Origin of the sequence: Thauera sp. (genome assembly GCF_047601425.1) — a bacterium.
In the GTDB taxonomy this organism is placed as follows: Bacteria; Pseudomonadota; Gammaproteobacteria; order Burkholderiales; family Rhodocyclaceae; genus Thauera.
The window spans coordinates 989,001-1,006,196 of record NZ_JASGJL010000001.1 but is presented as its reverse complement, the minus strand read 5'-3'; the positions used below and the strand labels follow the sequence as shown (position 1 = coordinate 1,006,196).

Genomic DNA, 17,196 nt, shown 5'->3' with positions numbered 1-17,196 from the left:
GAAGCTGACGCTGACTGACGACGTCAATTTCCCATCGGAAATGAAAAAGGCCGAAACGCGAAGTTTCCGGCCTTTTTCAATCATCCATGGACGTTAGCGGTGGTCCATAGGGAAAATTCTGGAGCGGGAAACGAGTCTCGAACTCGCGACCTCAACCTTGGCAAGGTTGCGCTCTACCAACTGAGCTATTCCCGCATCTCGACGATCCGGCATGGCGCGGGTTTTCCAGAACCATTCGCGCCTTGCCGTTGCCGGCTTTCACCGGTGAAACAAGCCTATCGTCTTTTGTCTCGCAGCGTTCTGCTGCTCGACGGGGGCGAACTATACCGGGCTTCACCCTCGTGCGCAACACTGGCCGGTCGTCAGCCGCCGAGGGCCTCGTCAACGATTTCGATCCAGTGCCGCACCGGCGTACGGCCGGCGCTGTCCAGGTGGATCTGGCAGCCGATGTTGGCCGTCGCGATCAGTTCGGGCTTGCCGCTTTCGAGCGCGTCCAGCCTGTTGTCGCGCAGCCGGCGCGACAGCTCGGGCTGGGTCAGCGAATACGTGCCTGCCGAACCGCAGCACAGGTGGGCATCGGGTACCGGCGTCAGTTCGAAGCCCAGGCCAGCCAGCACGGCCTCGACCGCGCCGCCGAGCTTCTGCGCGTGCTGCAAGGTACAGGGGCAGTGGAAGGCGAGCCGCTTGCCGGCGGGCACGCCGAGCGTGTCCAGCGGTTCGGCGCGCAGCACCTCGACCAGATCCTTCGCCAGTTCGCTGACCCGCGCAGCCTTGGTCGCATAGGCCGGATCGTCGCGCAGCATGTAGCCGTATTCCTTGACGAAGGCACCGCAGCCGCTGGCGGTCTGCACGATCGCCTCGGCACCCGCCTCGATCGCCGGCCACCAGGCGTCGATGTTTCGGCGGGCGCGCTCCAGCCCGGCCTCCTGAGCATCGAGATGGAAATCGACCGCGCCGCAGCAACCGGCTTCGCCCACCGGCCGGACGCTGATGCCGAGACGATCCAGCATCCGGGCCGCAGCGGCGTTGGTGCTGGGCGACAGGCCGGGCTGCACGCAGCCTTCCAGCATCAGCACGATGCGGGCGTGGCGCGGTGCCGGGCGTGGCCTGGCGGCAGGTTTTCGCCGGGGGAGTTTCGATGCCAGGGTTTCGGGCAGCAGCGGCCGTACTACAGAACCCGCCGCCAGCAGCGTCTTGAACACCGTCGGCCGCGACAGGGTGCCGCGCAGCAGCGTGCGCCGGGCGGTTTCGTCCAGCGGCCGCGGCGCCCACAGGTCGATGGCTGCACGGCCGACATCGAGCAGCTTGTGATACTGCACGCCGGATGGGCAGGTCGTCTCGCAGTTGCGGCAGCTCAGGCAGCGGTCCAGGTGCATGCGGGTGCTGGCGCTGAACTCGCCGCCTTCGAGCATCTTCTTCATCAGGTAGATGCGTCCGCGCGGGCCGTCGAGCTCGTCGCCCAGCAACTGATAGGTCGGACAGGTGGCATTGCAGAAGCCGCAATGCACACAGGCGCGCAGTACGCTTTCGGCGATTTCGGCGCCGGGCAACTGGCGCGCGGCTTCACTCAGCTTGGTTTGCATGGCCTGGCCTCTGCCTGTTACAGCCCGGCGTACATGCGGCCGGGGTTGAAAATGCCTTGCGGATCGAGTTGCGCCTTGAGCTGGCGATGATGGCGCATCAGCGCTGCCGGCAGCGGGTGCAGCGGGCTGTCGCAGGCACCTGGCGTGAAACAGCTCGCATGCCCGCCCGCCGCTGCCGCTGCGCGGCGGATTTCTCCGCTGTCGGCGGAGCTCTTGAGCCAGCGCTGCGCACCGCCCCAATCGACGAGCTGAGCGCCGGCGGGCATGTCCGGACGGCTGTCATTGGCCATCGACAATCGCCACAACGGCGCCGGGTCAGCGAAGAAATCGAGCTGAAACTCGCGCAATGCCGTCCAGAACTCCGCCGACACCTCCTCGCCGCCAAGGCTTTCCCGCGCAGCCTTCACCGAGCCCTCGCCTCCTTCCAGCCGCAGCATCAGCGCTTCGCCGTCGTGGCAGGCGGCGGTGATCGGCAGGGGCTGCTGGCCCCATTCGGCGAAACGATCCAGCGCCGTCGACACATCCATCTCCAGCCGCAGCGTACAGCCGCTGCGCGGCTTGGGCAGGACTTTCAGCGACACCTCGGTGAGCAGCCCGAGGCAACCCAGGCTGCCCGCCATCAAGCGCGAAACGTCGTAGCCGGCGACGTTCTTCATCACTTCGCCGCCGAAGCGCAGATGCTTGCCATGGCCGGTGATGAGGCGGCAGCCGAGCACGAAGTCGCGCACCGCGCCGACCCACGGCCGCCGCGGGCCGGACAGCCCGGCCGCGACCATGCCGCCCACCGTGGCCTGCCCGCCGAACTGCGGCGGTTCGAAAGCCAGCGTCTGGCCTTCGCCGTTGAGCACGGCCTCGACTTCGGCAACGGGCGTGCCGGCACGGACGGTGACGGCCAGTTCGGTCGGTTCGTAGTTCGACGATGCCGCGATGGCCTCGCGTATCCAGCAAGCTGCCGCTGCCCTGCCCGCCGTAGAACGCCTTCGTGCCGCCGCCCTGGATCAGCAGCGGCGTGCCGGTGGAAAGCGCCGTGCAGACCTGGCCCAGCAGTTCCTCGCCGAGGTCGGCATCCCGAGTATCGATGCCCATCAGAAACGCTCCAGTTCGGGAAACGGCATCTGTCCCTGGTGCACACGCATCGCACCGTTCTCCGCGCAGCGGCGCAGCGTGGGGATGTTCTTGCCGGGGTTCAGCAGGCCTTCGGCGTCGAACGCCGCCTTCACCGCATGGAAGAAAGTCAGTTCGTCGGCGTTGAACTGCACGCACATCTGGTTGATCTTCTCGCGCCCCACGCCATGCTCGCCGGTGATGGTGCCGCCGACCTCGACGCAGAGTTCGAGGATCCTGCCGCCGAGCTCCTCGGCCCTTTCCAGTTCGCCCGGCTGGTTGGCATCGAACAGGATCAGCGGATGCATGTTGCCGTCGCCGGCATGGAAGACGTTGGCCACGCGCAGGCCATAGCGCTCCGACAGCTCGGCCGTGCCGCGCAGCACCCTGGGCAAGTGCTTGCGCGGAATCGTGCCGTCCATGCAGTAGTAATCCGGCGACATGCGGCCGACGGCGGGGAAGGCATTCTTGCGCCCGGCCCAGAACCTCACCCGCTCGGCTTCGTCGCGCGCCAGGCTGACCGCGGTCGCGCCCGCCTTGTCCAGCACTGCGCGCACCCGTTCGATGTCCTCGGCGACATCCAGCTCGACGCCGTCCAGCTCGCACAGCAGGATCGCCTCGGCCTCGACCGGATAGCCGGCATGGATGAAGTCCTCGGCCGCCTGGATGGCGAGCTTGTCCATCATCTCCAGGCCGCCCGGGATGATGCCTTCGCCGATGATGTCGGCCACGGCCCTGCCCGCGTTGTCGACCGAATCGAAGCTCGCCATCAGCACGCGCGCCACCCGCGGCTTGGGCAGCAGCTTGACCGTGATCTCGGTGACGATGCCGAGCATGCCTTCGGAGCCCATGAACAGCGCCAGCAGGTCGAAGCCGGGCGAATCCAGCGCATCCGAGCCCAGCGTCAGGCGCTCGCCGTCGATGGTGAGAATCTCGAGCTTGAGCACGTTGTGCACGGTCAGCCCGTACTTCAGGCAATGCACGCCGCCCGCGTTCTCCGCCACGTTGCCGCCGATCGAACAGGCGATCTGCGACGAGGGATCGGGCGCGTAATAAAGCTCGTGGGGCGCGGCGGCCTGCGAGATCGCCAGGTTGCGCACGCCCGGCTGCACGCAGGCGAAGCGCCCTTGCGGATTGATTTCGAGGATGCGGTTGAAGCGCGCCATCACCAGCAGCACGCCCTGCTCCAGCGGCAGCGCTCCGCCCGACAGGCCCGTGCCCGCGCCGCGCGGCACCACCGGCACCCGGCGTGCGTGGCAGATGCGCAAGATGGCTTCGACCTGCTCGACACGCTCGGGCAGCAGCACCAGCATCGGCAGCGTGCGGTAGGCCGACAGGCCGTCGCACTCGTAGGGGCGGCGGTCTTCCTCGCTATGGAGGATCTGGAGATCGGGCAGGCTGCGGCGCAGCTCGGCAAAGAGATCGGCGACATCGACCTTGTTGAGCGCGCCGTCGATCGCCTCGTCGTAGAGAATGTTCATTGCAGGGCCCGTCCACCTGTCCTCGTTGGCAACAGATGCTAAGGCCTTCGGCCGCGCGCTCCAAGACCTCCTTGCAGGCAGCGGCCCGGTTCAGCGGGCTTTCAGTTGCGCCGCTTCGGTGTCTCGAAGGTCGTCAGCATGCCGCGCAGGATGGCGACTTCCTCCTTCTCCAGCCGGATGCGGTTGAACATCCGCCGCATGCGCGGCAGCAGGCGCTTGGGGTTCTTGGGGTCGTGAAAGCCGCTCAGCGTCACCGCGTGTTCGAGGTGAGCCATGAAGCCTTCGAAATCGGCATGGGTCGCGGGTTCGGCCTGCAGATCCTGCAGCGGCGGCAGCTGCAGCGCGGCCATGCGCAGCTCGTAGGCCAGCAACTGGACGGCGGCGCCGAGGTTCAGCGAGGAAAATTCGGCGTCGGTCGGGATCGTCACCGGCAGGCTGCACAGGCCGACTTCCTCGTTGGTCATGCCGCTGGTTTCGTTGCCGAACACCAGCGCGACCTCGCCATCGACGGTACGGGCGACGATCTCCTGCGCCGCCTCGCGCGCATGCCGGCGCGGCAGCGACAGCTCGCGCCGGCGGGCGGTCAGCGCGGCCGAGAACACGGTGTCGGCCAGTGCCTGTTCCAGGGTATCGACCACGCGGGCGGACTCGAGGATGTCGACCGCGCCAGACGCCCGCGCGGTGGCAACCTCGTCGGGGAAAACGGCCGGCGACACCAGCCACAACTGGCGCAGCCCCATGGTCTTCATCGCGCGGGCGGCGGCGCCGATGTTGCCGGGGTGGCTGGTACGCGACAGCACGACCCGGATACGGTCGAGCGCAAGGGGGCGATTCATATTAAAATTCCGCGTTTTCCGAATTCCGCCGGGCCGGCGCGCACGATAGCGCGGCGCAGCCCCGCTCTTTGACCGAGATCCCGCATGCATCCCACCCTGAACATCGCCGTCAAGGCCGCCCGCCGCGCTGCGACCGTCATCAACCGCGCTTCCACGCAGCTCGACCTGCTGACGGTGCAGAGCAAGACGCCCAACGACTTCGTCACCGAAGTCGATCGCGCTGCCGAGCAGGCGATCATCGAAGTGCTGCGCGAGGCCTTCCCGGGGCACGGGATTCTAGCAGAGGAGTCCGGCGAGTCGGGTCCCGAGAGTGAGTACAACTGGATCATCGATCCGCTCGACGGCACCACCAACTTCATCCACGGTTTTCCGCAGTACGCGGTGTCGATCGCGCAAACGAAGAACGGCGTGCTCGAACATGCGGTGATCTACGATCCGAACACCAACGAGATGTTCACCGCCTCGCGCGGCAGCGGCGCCTTCCTCAACGACCGCCGCATCCGCGTGTCGCGCCGCACCCGCCTGAACGAGTCGCTGATCGGCACCGGCTTCCCCTTCCGCCAGTTCGACAACGTCGATGCCTACCTGGCGATGTTCAAGGAACTGACGCAGAAGACCGCCGGCATCCGCCGCCCGGGCGCGGCTTCGCTCGACCTGGCCTACGTCGCCTGCGGCCGTCTCGACGGCTTCTGGGAAATGGGCCTGTCGCCGTGGGACATGGCGGCCGGCGTGCTGCTGATCCAGGAAGCCGGCGGCCTGGTGTCCGACCTGTCGGGCGAGGCCGATTTCATGGCCACCGGCAACGTCGTCGCCGGCACGCCGAAGGTCTTCGGCCAGTTGCTGCCGGTCATCCAGGCCTACCGCCCGGCCAACATGCAGGCCTGATCTGCCCCCGACTCCCGCCTCATCTCCGAGCCCTGCCCGCCACTACCTGGAGGGCTCGATGAGGCGGTCGAGCATCGCGCGGATGGCGCGAATCTGGCTTCCATCGCGCGTCGCGTATTCCGGCCCGGTGTAGCCCCACCAGTCCCAGCAGCCCTTGGGGTTGTAGACCCAGCGCCACGACCAGAAGGCCAGGCCGCTGCGCGCCGCCGCCTGCGGATACAGCACGATGATCCTGTTGGCGTCGGCCCACTCGTTGTAGCCAGCCGTGTCGACGAAGCGACGGCCGATATCGCCTTCGGTCTGGCGGCAGCCGTGCAGCGCAACGTGCAGCCGGCAGCCACCCGCGCGGCAGTCCTGCGGCACATAGACATAGCCCTGCTCCGCCATGCTCAGCTCGAACGGCGCGATGCCGGTGTATTCGCGCTGGTCGAATGCCATCACCTCTCCTGCCGGCCGGTCCACGCGCGGCGCCAGCGGACCATACAGATGAGTCAGTAATTCGCCGGCTGCATCGAGATCGCCGCAGCGGTTGATGAAAGGCGGAGCCGAAGTCTCGCAGGCATTCGCTGCCGGATCGGCAACCGAGATCATCGCGTGCCCGGCTCCCTCATATTGAACGTACTGCACGGCAGTTTGAGGCAGGCGGCTGCGGTAGAAAGACACCAGCCCGTTCAACCACCGGCCGCTCGACCGTACGATCCGCGCTGCCGGAGAACACCCACACCTTGTCGTCGGCCAAACCTGCCGGATCATCGATGCGGCCGGCGCGTGCCCGCGCCTGGATGCGTGAGCCGGTATCGCTCACCGAGGGCACGCTGGCCGGCGTCGAGGGCTCCATGCAGTTGCTGAGGGCGCGCCAGACGCTGCCCTGGGCGCATTCGTAGGGGCCGCCGGCGATCACACCCGCACCTTTCACCATCGCGGAATGTGCGACCTGCAGTTGCACCGCCATGTAGGCGCCGGACGATATCCCCGACACCGTCACCGCATTCGCGTCGGCGCCCAGCGCCGGCAAGGGCGGAGCGGCCTGCACGCTGAAAACGATCAGGCAATGGATCGCACTCCCGAACAGCATGGAGCGAAAGAACCTGCTGCCCATTCACCACCTCCATTGGCAAAAAAACGATCGGCATGGGCGATCTTGCCGCCATCGTGCCATCAGCGGGATCGAAGGCTGGAGCATTCAAATCCCGTTGCTCCGCAAGCATGTCTCGCTGCCCCGACCGCAGATCATGCATATGGCAACAGAATCGACGCAAATTCAATAGATATTTTTATCTCGACATTCGACATTCCCGCACTACGATCAGAGTGTAACTTCCTGTCACACATCGGCACTGCCTGCCTTTCTCGAACGTCATCCTGCCGCCGACAGGGCAAGCTCAGCCCATTCACGCCGTACCGTCTCGCAAGCCCACGCCCGTTTCGGGGGGAGGACAGCTTGGCCTCGCATCACGGAATCCTCGCAGTGCTGCAGGCCTTGCGCGAACGCTTGTCGATTCGCATGGCAGCCCGGCTGAGCGGCAACCCGCAGGTGGAGATTCTGGGCTCGCATACGCTGGCGGGCACGCCGCTGCCGAACACCGACACGCTGGGACTGTACCTGCATCGCATCTCGGTCGACCCCTTCAGCCGCAACCGCCACCTCCCCGCCGTCGAAGGCCGCCGCCTGCCTCGCCCCGAACTGCCGGTCAATCTGCACCTGCTGCTGATCGCCTGGTGCACACACACCGAACAGGAAATCGAATTCCTTTCCACGGCAATCCGCATCATCGGCGGTGGCCTGTCCTTCACCAGCGCCGACCTGAGTCTTGCCGACCCATCGTGGGGCGACGAGGACAGCGTGCAGGTGCTGCCCGAGGAGATGAGCACCGAAGACCTGATGCGGCTGTGGGACAGCCTGCCCGGCGACTACCGCCTGTCCGCCCCATATCTCGTCAAAACGGTGCGTCTCGCGCCCGACATCGACCCCGACGAGGGGCCGCCGGTGCGCACGCTGGTCTTTCCGGTGAATGGCGGAGGGTGAGCGCAATGATCGCCGAAACCCTCGTCCTGCATGCCAGCGACTTCATCGAATGGCTGGACGCGAGCGGCCCGCAGGCGCTCGCACGCCGCACGCTGCCGGCACGGGACCTCGACGTGCGCATCACGCAGGGGCCAAGCGATCTGAAGCTGATCCACAAGACTGCCGGCACCGCCCTGTGGCGGTGGGAGCCCGAGGAGCTGGGCCTGCTCGTCGACGGCGAGGCAACACCGGCCGACCTCGCTCCGCCAGATGAGGCGCTGTACCCGCTCGCCGGCGAAGTGCGCGACCGCAAGGGCCTCTTCCTGCCGCGGCATTTCGCATTCGATGCCGGAGGGCGTGTCGGGCGCCGCCTGCGGCTGTTCCGCTCGCCGCTGGGTACGCGCTTCGGCCCGGCCGGCGGCCTGCACGGATGCACCACGCTGGACGACGGCACGCCTATACCGTGGGTACTGCTGACCCTGCGCGTGACGCCTCCGCTGGCGGAGCCGCTCGACTTCATCGCCCAGAGCGACGGACGAGGCGAATTCCGCCTGTCGCTCGAGCGCCTGCCCTCACTGACCCGGGACGCACCGGCGCAGACCTACCCCGCGACGCTGACGCTGCAGGCCGCAGCAGACGGCACGGATCCCGACTCCCTGCCCGCAGTACAGGTGCGCGGCACCAGCAGCGGCGGCGGCGCCTTCAAGACCGAACTCGCGGTGGACATTGCGCCGGGGCGCATCTCCACCCTTGCCAGCCCGGGACGGGATGCCCTTGTCCTGCGGCTTTCCTGAACGCCCGAGAAACGCAACGCCCCCGAAGGAGAAGCGACATGCCCGAGTACCTTGCACCTGGCGTCTTCGTCGAGGAGACGAGTTTCCGCAACAAATCCATCGAGGGTGTCGGCACCAGCGTCGCGGCACTGATCGGGCCGACTCGCAGCGGGCCGCTACGCGGCCTGCCCGAGGTGTTGACGAGCTATGCGGAGTTCGAACGCATTTACGGCGACGCGCAGGATCTGGCCATCGGCACGGCTGGCGCCGCGGTGCCCAACTACACCGCGCACGCGGCACGGGCCTTCTTCGACAACGGCGGCAAGCAGCTTTTCGTCGTGCGCGTGGCCGCTGGCGGGACCCAGCCCACGGCCGCCAGCACCAGGACGAGCGCCGAGGACACGGAAACCCCCGAACCTCCCGAGCCCGAGCCTCCCGAGGATCCCGAACCGCCCGAGGATCCCGAGCCGCCCGAAGACACCGACGACGCCGAAAGCGCCGAAGGCATCGTCACCTTCTTCAGCCGCTTCCCTGGCAAGGCCGGCGAATACACGCTGGAGCTGCGCTGGCGCGACCCCGACCGGCGCCGCTTCGACCTGGACGTGCGCAGCGGCGGCAAGGACGGCGAAGTCATCTACACCTACGCCGAACTCTCCATCGCCCCCGGAAGCCTTGCCGCCGCGCTGCCGGCCGAGCCCGAGCGCCGTGCCGAAGCGCTGAGCTCGCCAATCTCGGTCGTCATCAAGCCAGCCGAAGCAAACGAGGAAGCAAGCGAGGAAGAGATTCGGAGCGCGTTGATCGCGCTATGCGATTCCGCAGCCATCACGCCCCAGGCCACTTCACTCGATGGCCCGCGCTACCTGATCACGCTCGCAGGCGGTTCGGACGGCGGCGAACCCGCGGCCATCGACTACGCCGGCAAAACCGACGAAGTCAAGGGCAGCACCGGCCTGAAGGCGCTCGAAGACATCGAGGACGTCTCCATCGTGATGACGCCCGCAGCGGCTGCCTCCGGCGAGGACGTGCACAAGGCCGTCGTGCTGGAGATGCAGAAGCATTGCCGCCGCATGCGCTATCGCATCGGCCTCGTCGATTCACGCAAGGACCAGAGCATCAGCGAGGTACGCGCCTTCGCCGGCAATTTCGACGACTCCCGCCTCGCCCTCTACTACCCCTGGGTCGTCACGCCCGACCCGACCGGCGGGCAGCGGGACATCGCCGTGCCGCCCTCCGGTTTCATCGCCGGCATCTACGCCCGCACCGATGTTGACCGCGGCGTGCACAAAGCGCCCGCGAACGAGATCGTGATGGGCGCGCTGCGCTTCGACCAGCAGATCAACGCCTTCCAGCAGGAGCTGCTCAACCCCAACGGCATCAACGTGCTGCGCTCCTTCGCCGGACGCGGCCATCGCGTATGGGGCGGACGCACGCTGACCAGCGATCCGGAGTGGAAATACGTCAATGTGCGGCGCTACTTCCTCTACCTGGAACGTTCGATCGAGAAGTCCACCCAGTGGGCGGTGTTCGAGCCGAACGGCGAGGCGCTGTGGGCCAACATCCGATCCAGCGTCGAGGACTTCCTGTTCAACGAATGGCGCAACGGCCGGCTGCTCGGCGGCACGCCCAAGGAAGCCTATTTCGTCCGCTGCGACCGCTCGACGATGACGCAGAACGACATCGACAACGGCCGCATGGTGTGCCTCGTCGGCGTCGCCGCGCTGAAGCCGGCTGAATTCGTGATCTTCCGCATCGGTCAGAAGACCGCCGACGCCTGAAAACCGGAGAAAGAGTCATGGCCACTTTCCGTGAAACCCCATATTCGGCGTTCAACTTCCTCGTCGACCTCGAACCCGGCCAGGGCAGCGAGGTGCGCGCCGGCTTCTCCGAGGTGTCGGGCCTCAATGCCGAAGTCACGATCGCCGAATACCGCGCCGGCAACGACCGCGTGAACTACGTGCGCAAGGTACCGGGCATCCACAAGGCCGGCGACGTCACGCTCAAGCGCGGCGTGATCGGGGCGCAGAATCTCTACGAATGGCTGGAACTGGGCCGCATCGGCAAGATTTCCGAGGCCAAGCGCGACATCGCCATCAAGCTGCAGTCCGAAGACCGCAGCGAAACCGTGCTGACCTGGAAGCTGCGCGGCGCGATTCCGATCAAATGGACCGGACCGACGCTGACCGCCAAGGGCGGCGGCGACGTCGCCATCGAGGAACTGGTGCTGTCCGTCGAGACCATCGAGCAGGAATGAAGCCATGCTGCTCGCCGACCGCCGCATCGAACTGGACGCCCGCCCCGAACCGGGGCGGCTTGCGCCCGTCGAGGTCGTGATGATCGGCCACTGCCCGTCGCCCGACGGCGGCGCGCAGTGGCAGCGACTCGCACGCGACGCCGTCGTGCTGGCAGACATCGAGGCGCTGGGCTTCGCCAGGCAGATCGCGCGGCTGCGCCGGCTCCTCGATGGGCCGGAACTGGCCGCTGCGGACGATGCCGACCTGCTCGCGCTGTACCGGCTGCCGATCCCGATCCGCTCGCTCGGCCATTTCCAGGCGCTGTTTCCGTTCGCCTTCGATACCGACACCGGCTATCGCAGCACCCTCGCCGGGCGGGCAGCCTGGCTGCCGCTGGCGGTGCAGGATTTCTTCGCCGGCACCAGCAGCAGCAATGCTTACGCCGGCACGCCCGACACCCGCACGCTGTGGATCATCCGCGTTCCCGAGCGCGCCGGCATCGGCACCTTCCTGCCGCGCCCCGGCGCCGATCTGGTCGAGCCGGACACGCTGGGCGCCTTCGAGCACGCGCTGCTGGTGCCGCGCGCAGGCATCGTCGCCCTGCCCGACCTCGAACGCCTGCTCGTTCCCGCCGCGCTGCCCGACGTGCCGCGCCTGCGGCTGGCGAACCCCGAGCCGGTTTTCCTGCCCTGCGGCACCGAAATCGACGACACCCACCGCGAACGCCGCAACCCGGACGAGATGCCGGCCGTGGACGAAACCGTCGATCCGAATCAGATCGTCGCCGAGATCGCGCACGCCCTGGCGCGGCTGCGGCCGGACCTGCAATGCCTGCTCGCACTGCCGCTCGACTCGCGTCCCGAAGACGAACTGCCCACGCCCTCGCCCCGATTCCTCGAACTGCTGCGCGGCGAGAGCGACCCTGACACGGAGCAGGACGCCGGCAACACGAAAGGCCGCAAAGACCGCGCCGGATTCCGCCGGCTGCGCCACCTGCAGTTCGTCTGGCCCTATCTGCGCGGCGACGACCGCAAGCTCGGCTCGCCCTGCGGGCTCGTCGCCGGCATGCAGGCGCGCGTCGCCCAGCGTTTCGGAGCGTGGCGCTCGATCGGCGGGCGTCCGCTGCCCGGCATGCTGCAGCCCTGGCCGCCGGTCACGCAGCAGCGTGCGGCCGATCTGCGGGACGACCCTGGCGTCACGGTACTGCTGATGCGCGCCGGAAAACTCCAGGTGGACGACGAAACGCTGTGCACGCCCTGCCTGCCCGCTGCCGACCTCGACCGCATGAACGATGCCACCCGCGCCCTGGGCCACTGGCGCTCGGCCGAGGCGATGCGCTTCATGGGCTGGCTGCGGCGCGAACTGCGCGCGCTGGGCGAACGGCTCGCGTTCGACATCGACCCACGCGACCCACGAGCGGAAATCGCCCTGCGCGCCTTCTTCGGCCGGCTCCATGCCGCCGGTGCGCTGCGCGGCGCCCGCCCGGAGGACGCCTTCCGCATCCGGCAACTGCCGCAGGCCGAATCGGCGCTGGCCTTCGAGATCGAAGTCGCCCTCGCCTATCCGCTGGACCGGATACGCATCACCTTCCTGCAGGACCGCCACGCCAGCGGGACGGACACACGGATCGAGGCGATCGATGGCTGAGCATGCCGAATTCATTCCCTTCCGCTTCCACGTCGCGCTGTACGACGGCGAGGGCGGCGGCCTGCTGTGCGAAGGCGCTTTCAGCGAAGTCAGCGGGCTGGAAGCGACGATGGCGCCCAAGGCGCTAAAGGAAGGCGGACGCAACTGGGGCGAGGTGCAGCTTGCCGGCCCGACGACCTTCGCGCCCATCGTCCTCAAGCGCGGCATCACCGCGGTGGCCGACCTGTGGCGCTGGTTCGACGTCTCCACCCGCCAGTCCAACCACGCGCTGCGCATGAACGGCACCATCGACGTGTTCCACCCCGAGAAGCCCGACCAGCCCCTGCTGCGCTGGCGCATCACCAACGCGCTGCCGACCCGCTTCAAGGGGCCGGATCTGTCCTCGACGGCCAACCAGGTCGCCATCGAGGAACTGCAGCTCGTTCACGAAGGCCTGGAACTCGAGCGCGCCTGAGGAAACAGCCATGCCCGCCATGCAGATCGCCCGCGCCAAGCTGATCCCGATGAACGGCGATCAGGTCGAGACCGACGAGAGCAAGCACATCGACGTCCAGTTCAACCCGGCGACGCTGCGCGTAACGCTGTCGAACACCCTGAAGGCCGACAACAAGGGCGGTAGCGGCGGCAGCGGCGCAGCGGCGCAATACGTGGACAAGAGCGAATCCACGCTCGCGGTCGAACTGGTGTTCGACACCAGCGTCACCGCCGAGCTGGGCGCGGAAAGACGCGAGACGGTCGCCGCCAACACCGACGTCCGCACGCTGACCAAGCGCATCGCCGAAGCTTTCATGAAACCGCAGGATGCCGGCTCGGAGCGCCCCAAGGCCCCGGTACGCTGCCGCTTCCAGTGGGGCAGCTTCCAGTTCACCGGCATGTTGTCGAGCTATTCCGAAACGCTCGATTTCTTCGCCCCGGAAGGCATCCCGCTGCGCGCGACGCTGGCGCTGACCTTCAAGGAGGACCGCTACCAGTTCGACCTCGATCCTGCCGTGCAGGCCGCCGCCCGACCGGGCTTTGCCGCCGGCGGCCAGAGCGCGGCAGGCGTGGCGCAGGCAGCGGGCCGGAACCCGCGCGACTGGCGCGGCGTGGCCGATCTCAACAAGCTCGACAACCCGCGCTTCACGCCGCCGGGTGCCGTGCTGCTTCCCTTCGGAGGCCGATGATGCCCTTGATCATCGATGAACTCGTGGCCGAAGTTCAGCCCGAGCCGAACCCCGCGCAGAACGCCGGCGCCGACGTCCGCCCTCCCCAGGGCCAGCCGGGCGAGACGCTGTTCGATCTGCTCGCCATCGCACGCGAACGGGAGGCCCGCCTTGTCATCGACTGAGCCCGCCTTCGTCAGCGCCCGTCCGCGCCTGCGCATCGACGGCAGCACGCTGCCCGCACTGGGCGAGGCGGCGCTCGCGCTGTCGGTGCATCTGCCTGCCAGCGGCATGGCAAGCGCCGAACTGCGGGTGATCAACTGGCTGCCGGGCGACTCAGGCGCGCCGGATTTCGCCTTCCAGCATCTGCGCCTGGGCAGCCGGCTGGAGATTCTGCTCGGCGAGACCGGGGACAGCGCGGTGTTTTCCGGCGACATCACCGCGCTGGAAGAACGCTACGGCGATGGTGCGCCGCAACTCGTGATCCTCGCCGAGGACGCCCTGCACAAGCTCGCGCGCAGCCGCGCCAGCCGCGTGTTCGAGAACCAGGGTCTGGGCGAGGTCGTGCGCGCGATCGCCGGCGAAGCCGGCCTGCAGGCCGACGTCGATGTCGACGCCGGCAGCGCCGACTGGCTGCAGCACAACGAAAGCCATCTCGCCTTCCTGCTGCGCCTGCTGGGCCCGCATGGCATTCCGCTGCGCATGCAGGACGGCCGCCTGCGCGCACGCGCCGAAGAGGCCGACGCCAGGCCGATACGCGTCGATCCTGCCGCCAACGCCCAGCGCGTGCGCATCGTCGCCGACCTCAACCGCCAGCCCCGCGAAGTGCTGGCCACGGGCCACAACCTCGCGGCCGATGCCGACGCGAACGGCAGCAGTTCCGCGCTCGCCCCGTCGCCATCCGGCCGAACCGCCGCGGCGACGCTGGCCGAACTCGGCTGGGACGGCCGCTCGCCGCGCCCCCATCCCTACCCACGCTCGCAGGCCGAAGCCGATGCCCTGGCCCGCGGCGCCTTCCGGCGCGACGCGCAGCGCTTCCTGCACGGCGAGATCGTCTGCACCGGCACCCCGGAACTGGACGCCGGGCGCGAGCTGGAGCTGGCCGGCGTGTCGCCGCGGCTGGCCGGCCGCTACCGCATCACCGAATGCTGGCACCACTTCGACAACACCCAGGGCCTGTCCACCCGCCTGCGCGTCGAACGTCCGGACTGGAATCCATGAACACCCACCACAGCCCCGGCACCCTGCACGAGTTGCACCTCGGCGTGGTGCTCGACAACGCCGATCCTGAACACCGCGGCCGCGTGAAACTTCGCCTGCCGGCGACCGGCCTGGAAACCTGGGCAGCGGTGATGGTGCCGGGCGCCGGCAGCGGCTACGGCATCAGCCTGCTGCCGCGCGTCGGCGAACAGGTGATCATCGCCTTCGTCAGCCCGGAGCTGCCCATCGTGCTCGGCGCGGTATGGAGCGGCGGCAGCAGCCAGCCCGGCGACGCCGAACCGGTGGAAGAACGCTACTTCATCCAGAGTCCGGCCGGCATCAAGGTGCTGCTGGACGACCAGGAACCCAGGGTCCGCATCGAAACGCCGGCCGGCAACCACCTCACGATCACCGACCAGGGCGGCGGCAGGATCACCGTCGAGCAGGGTGGGGAAAAGGTCGAGATGTCGCCCGGCAGCATCAAGGTGAGCAGCGCCGGCGAGGTGAAGATCGAGGCGTCGATGCTCACGGTGTCGGCCGGCATGGTCAAGGTCGACGCCGGCATGAGCAAGTTTTCCGGTGTCGTGCAGTGTGACACCCTGATCAGCAACGCGGTCGTGTCGGCGAGCTACTCGCCGGGAGCGGGAAACCTATGGTGAGCACTGTCGAAGACGCCCTGCTGGCCGAACAAGCCCGGCGCGCAGCGAAATCGGCCGGCACGACTGGCATGCACCAACCGCGCGTGGCCGCGCCTTTCTTCGCCGGCGCCGGCGACGGTGCGACGCTGCACCGCTACCTGGACGACGATTTCGTCGCCCGCTTCCTCGAAGACGCCCGCAGCGGCCGCCTGACGAGGATGACGGCGCAGCCCTGGTTCGGCCAGGACCGTTTCGGCCGCTTCAGGAACGAACCGACGCTGCGCCTGCCGATGCATCGCAGCTTCTACGTCCTGTGCGCCGAAGTGCAGTGCCTGATCCCCGGCGCGCCGGCTTTCGATCCGAAGAAGATCCTCGGCGCCGGCATGGTGGTGCGCCGCATGCCGGCCGACGGCCCGCCGCAGCGCTGGATGATCGCCGACGGCCAGCCGCTGGGCTGGCGCGGCGACCCGATTCCGGACCATGACCCGGACGACGTGCACCGCCTCACCGCCCGCGGCCTGCTGCCGCGGCGCTTCCCCGAGCCGCCCCATTCGGGCGAGGAGGTCACGCCGCTGCACCCGCTGCTGGTCCGCCGCCGCGATGCCAACGGCACCGTGCGCAGCCACACCCTGCTGTGGGGCTACCTGCCGCTGGGCGGCAGCGCACGCGAAGCCGCCGACACGCCGCTGCCGCAGGCCGGCGGCGACCAGGCGCCCGACTTCGGCCTCGAACACGCCTGGCCGCTCGGCAGCAGGGGAGCAAGAACGTGGAGCGCAGGCGACGGGCAGCTCGTCACGGACGGCATCGCGACCGCCGGCTTCATCGAACTGCTGCAGACGCTGGTCGCGCGGTTCCAGGTCAACGACGCCGCCGACGCCGATAACGCCGGACTGCGCACGCTGCTCGGCAAGCTGCGCTTCCATGCGCTGGAGCAGCGCATCGACGACAGCCTGATATCTCGTCTCGTTCAGGTCCCCGGCGAGACGGTACTCGCATGGCTGGACCGGAGTGCGCCAGGCCTGATCGCGCTCTTTGCACGGATTGCCCGCAACGACGCCATACCCGGCTCGGTTGCCTTGCCCGCCGGCAACAGCAGCCAGACGCGCAACGACTATCTCGTCCTTTCCGAGCAGCAGGCCGCCGATCTGCGCAGCCTCGTCGCGCTGCGCCTGGCCCGCGCCCAGGTACGCTTCGACGATGGCCTGGCGCTGCCGCGCTACGGCCAGACGGAGGGCGACCGTTTCGTCGCCGTGCCCTTCGTGCGCTGGGCCGACGACTGCGGCTGCGAACGCGTTGCCTGGGGGCCGGCGAGCCCGATGTTCCGCGTCGCTTCGCCCTTCGACCCCGATGCGCAGCGCCCGACCACCATCGTGCTGCCTTCGCTGGACGATTTCAGACGCGGCCTGCCGCGCGGCGTCGCGATGCTCACATCCAAATCGCTCGCCGACGTGCTGCGCAGGATCCAGCCCGGCATCGACATGAAAGAAGGCGGCCCCGGCAACCGTTCGGGCAGTTGCTGGAGCTTCGGCTTCAGCCTGCCGGCGATCACGCTGTGCGCAATGCTGCTGCTGATGGTCGTCATCAACCTGCTGAATCTCTTTCTCGGCTGGCTGCCTTGGGCCTTCCTCGCCCTGCCCCGGCTGTGCCTGAAAGCGCTGAAAGGAAAATGAA

At 68.1% G+C, this 17,196-nt stretch carries 18 protein-coding genes and 1 tRNA gene; 12 read left to right on the top strand and 7 right to left on the bottom strand.

All coding sequences use genetic code 11. The features are described from left to right. Positions 1-119: 119 nt before the first annotated feature. From QM748_RS04840 to QM748_RS04820, 5 genes are all read right to left on the bottom strand, one after another. A tRNA-Gly gene (locus QM748_RS04840) sits at positions 120-195 on the bottom strand. Positions 196-362: 167 nt separating this feature from the next. Further along, positions 363-1,583 (bottom strand): glycolate oxidase subunit GlcF, encoded by a 1,221-nt coding sequence (gene glcF, locus QM748_RS04835; protein WP_415245912.1) that lies wholly within the window; start codon positions 1,581-1,583, stop codon positions 363-365. A 17-nt stretch (positions 1,584-1,600) separates the two neighbouring features. After that, entirely contained in the window at positions 1,601-2,479 is an 879-nt protein-coding gene (gene glcE, locus QM748_RS04830; protein WP_415248017.1) for a glycolate oxidase subunit GlcE, read from the bottom strand. A 189-nt stretch (positions 2,480-2,668) separates the two neighbouring features. Beyond that, positions 2,669-4,168: a glycolate oxidase subunit GlcD gene (glcD, locus tag QM748_RS04825; protein ID WP_415245911.1), complete on the bottom strand. Its 1,500-nt coding sequence runs from the start codon at positions 4,166-4,168 to the stop codon at positions 2,669-2,671. 101 nt (positions 4,169-4,269) lie between these two features. Then, entirely contained in the window at positions 4,270-5,004 is a 735-nt protein-coding gene (locus tag QM748_RS04820; protein WP_415245910.1) for an RNA methyltransferase, read from the bottom strand. 84 nt (positions 5,005-5,088) lie between these two features. On the opposite strand from QM748_RS04820, the gene QM748_RS04815 reads away from it, so the two are divergent. Continuing rightward, a complete protein-coding gene (locus QM748_RS04815; RefSeq protein WP_263461780.1) occupies positions 5,089-5,889 on the top strand; it encodes an inositol monophosphatase family protein in 801 nt (266 codons plus the stop codon). A gap of 42 nt (positions 5,890-5,931) precedes the next feature. Here QM748_RS04815 and QM748_RS04810 read toward each other — a convergent pair whose 3' ends face one another. Together QM748_RS04810 and QM748_RS04805 are read right to left on the bottom strand one after the other, a co-directional pair. After that, positions 5,932-6,480 (bottom strand): hypothetical protein, encoded by a 549-nt coding sequence (locus tag QM748_RS04810; RefSeq protein ID WP_415245909.1) that lies wholly within the window; start codon positions 6,478-6,480, stop codon positions 5,932-5,934. Between the two features lie 16 nt (positions 6,481-6,496). Continuing rightward, positions 6,497-6,988 carry a hypothetical protein gene (locus tag QM748_RS04805; RefSeq protein WP_415245908.1) on the bottom strand — a complete coding sequence of 164 codons (492 nt, stop codon included), beginning with the start codon at positions 6,986-6,988 and terminating at the stop codon, positions 6,497-6,499. Positions 6,989-7,330: 342 nt separating this feature from the next. Here QM748_RS04805 and QM748_RS04800 point away from each other — a divergent pair, with 342 nt between their 5' ends. The 11 genes from QM748_RS04800 to QM748_RS04750 are packed head-to-tail and all read left to right on the top strand — an operon-like array spanning position 7,331 to position 17,195. Continuing rightward, positions 7,331-7,915: a DUF4255 domain-containing protein gene (locus QM748_RS04800; RefSeq protein WP_415245907.1), complete on the top strand. Its 585-nt coding sequence runs from the start codon at positions 7,331-7,333 to the stop codon at positions 7,913-7,915. A 5-nt stretch (positions 7,916-7,920) separates the two neighbouring features. Next, positions 7,921-8,688, top strand: a complete 768-nt coding sequence (locus QM748_RS04795) for a hypothetical protein (RefSeq protein ID WP_415245906.1) — start codon at positions 7,921-7,923, stop codon at positions 8,686-8,688. A gap of 38 nt (positions 8,689-8,726) precedes the next feature. Continuing rightward, positions 8,727-10,442: a phage tail sheath family protein gene (locus QM748_RS04790; protein ID WP_415245905.1), complete on the top strand. Its 1,716-nt coding sequence runs from the start codon at positions 8,727-8,729 to the stop codon at positions 10,440-10,442. 17 nt (positions 10,443-10,459) lie between these two features. After that, positions 10,460-10,918, top strand: a complete 459-nt coding sequence (locus QM748_RS04785) for a phage tail protein (RefSeq protein ID WP_263461785.1) — start codon at positions 10,460-10,462, stop codon at positions 10,916-10,918. A 4-nt stretch (positions 10,919-10,922) separates the two neighbouring features. Further along, positions 10,923-12,545, top strand: a complete 1,623-nt coding sequence (locus QM748_RS04780) for a hypothetical protein (RefSeq protein ID WP_415245904.1) — start codon at positions 10,923-10,925, stop codon at positions 12,543-12,545. Next, the gene (locus QM748_RS04775; RefSeq protein WP_415245903.1) at positions 12,538-12,999 is read left to right on the top strand and encodes a phage tail protein; all 462 of its coding nucleotides are present in this window, start codon (positions 12,538-12,540) and stop codon (positions 12,997-12,999) included. The genes QM748_RS04780 and QM748_RS04775 overlap by 8 nt, the downstream gene beginning before the upstream one ends. 10 nt (positions 13,000-13,009) lie before the next feature. Continuing rightward, positions 13,010-13,708 (top strand): hypothetical protein, encoded by a 699-nt coding sequence (locus tag QM748_RS04770; RefSeq protein WP_415245902.1) that lies wholly within the window; start codon positions 13,010-13,012, stop codon positions 13,706-13,708. Then, entirely contained in the window at positions 13,708-13,872 is a 165-nt protein-coding gene (locus QM748_RS04765) for a hypothetical protein (RefSeq protein ID WP_263461789.1), read from the top strand. The genes QM748_RS04770 and QM748_RS04765 overlap by 1 nt, the downstream gene beginning before the upstream one ends. Continuing rightward, the gene (locus tag QM748_RS04760; protein WP_415245901.1) at positions 13,859-14,908 is read left to right on the top strand and encodes a phage late control D family protein; all 1,050 of its coding nucleotides are present in this window, start codon (positions 13,859-13,861) and stop codon (positions 14,906-14,908) included. Before QM748_RS04765 ends, QM748_RS04760 begins: the two co-directional genes overlap by 14 nt. Beyond that, on the top strand, positions 14,905-15,546 hold the full coding sequence (locus QM748_RS04755; protein WP_415245900.1) for a phage baseplate assembly protein V: 642 nt from the start codon (positions 14,905-14,907) through the stop codon (positions 15,544-15,546). Before QM748_RS04760 ends, QM748_RS04755 begins: the two co-directional genes overlap by 4 nt. Then, on the top strand, positions 15,543-17,195 hold the full coding sequence (locus QM748_RS04750) for a hypothetical protein (protein ID WP_415245899.1): 1,653 nt from the start codon (positions 15,543-15,545) through the stop codon (positions 17,193-17,195). Before QM748_RS04755 ends, QM748_RS04750 begins: the two co-directional genes overlap by 4 nt. The last annotated feature ends 1 nt before the right edge of the window (position 17,196 follow it).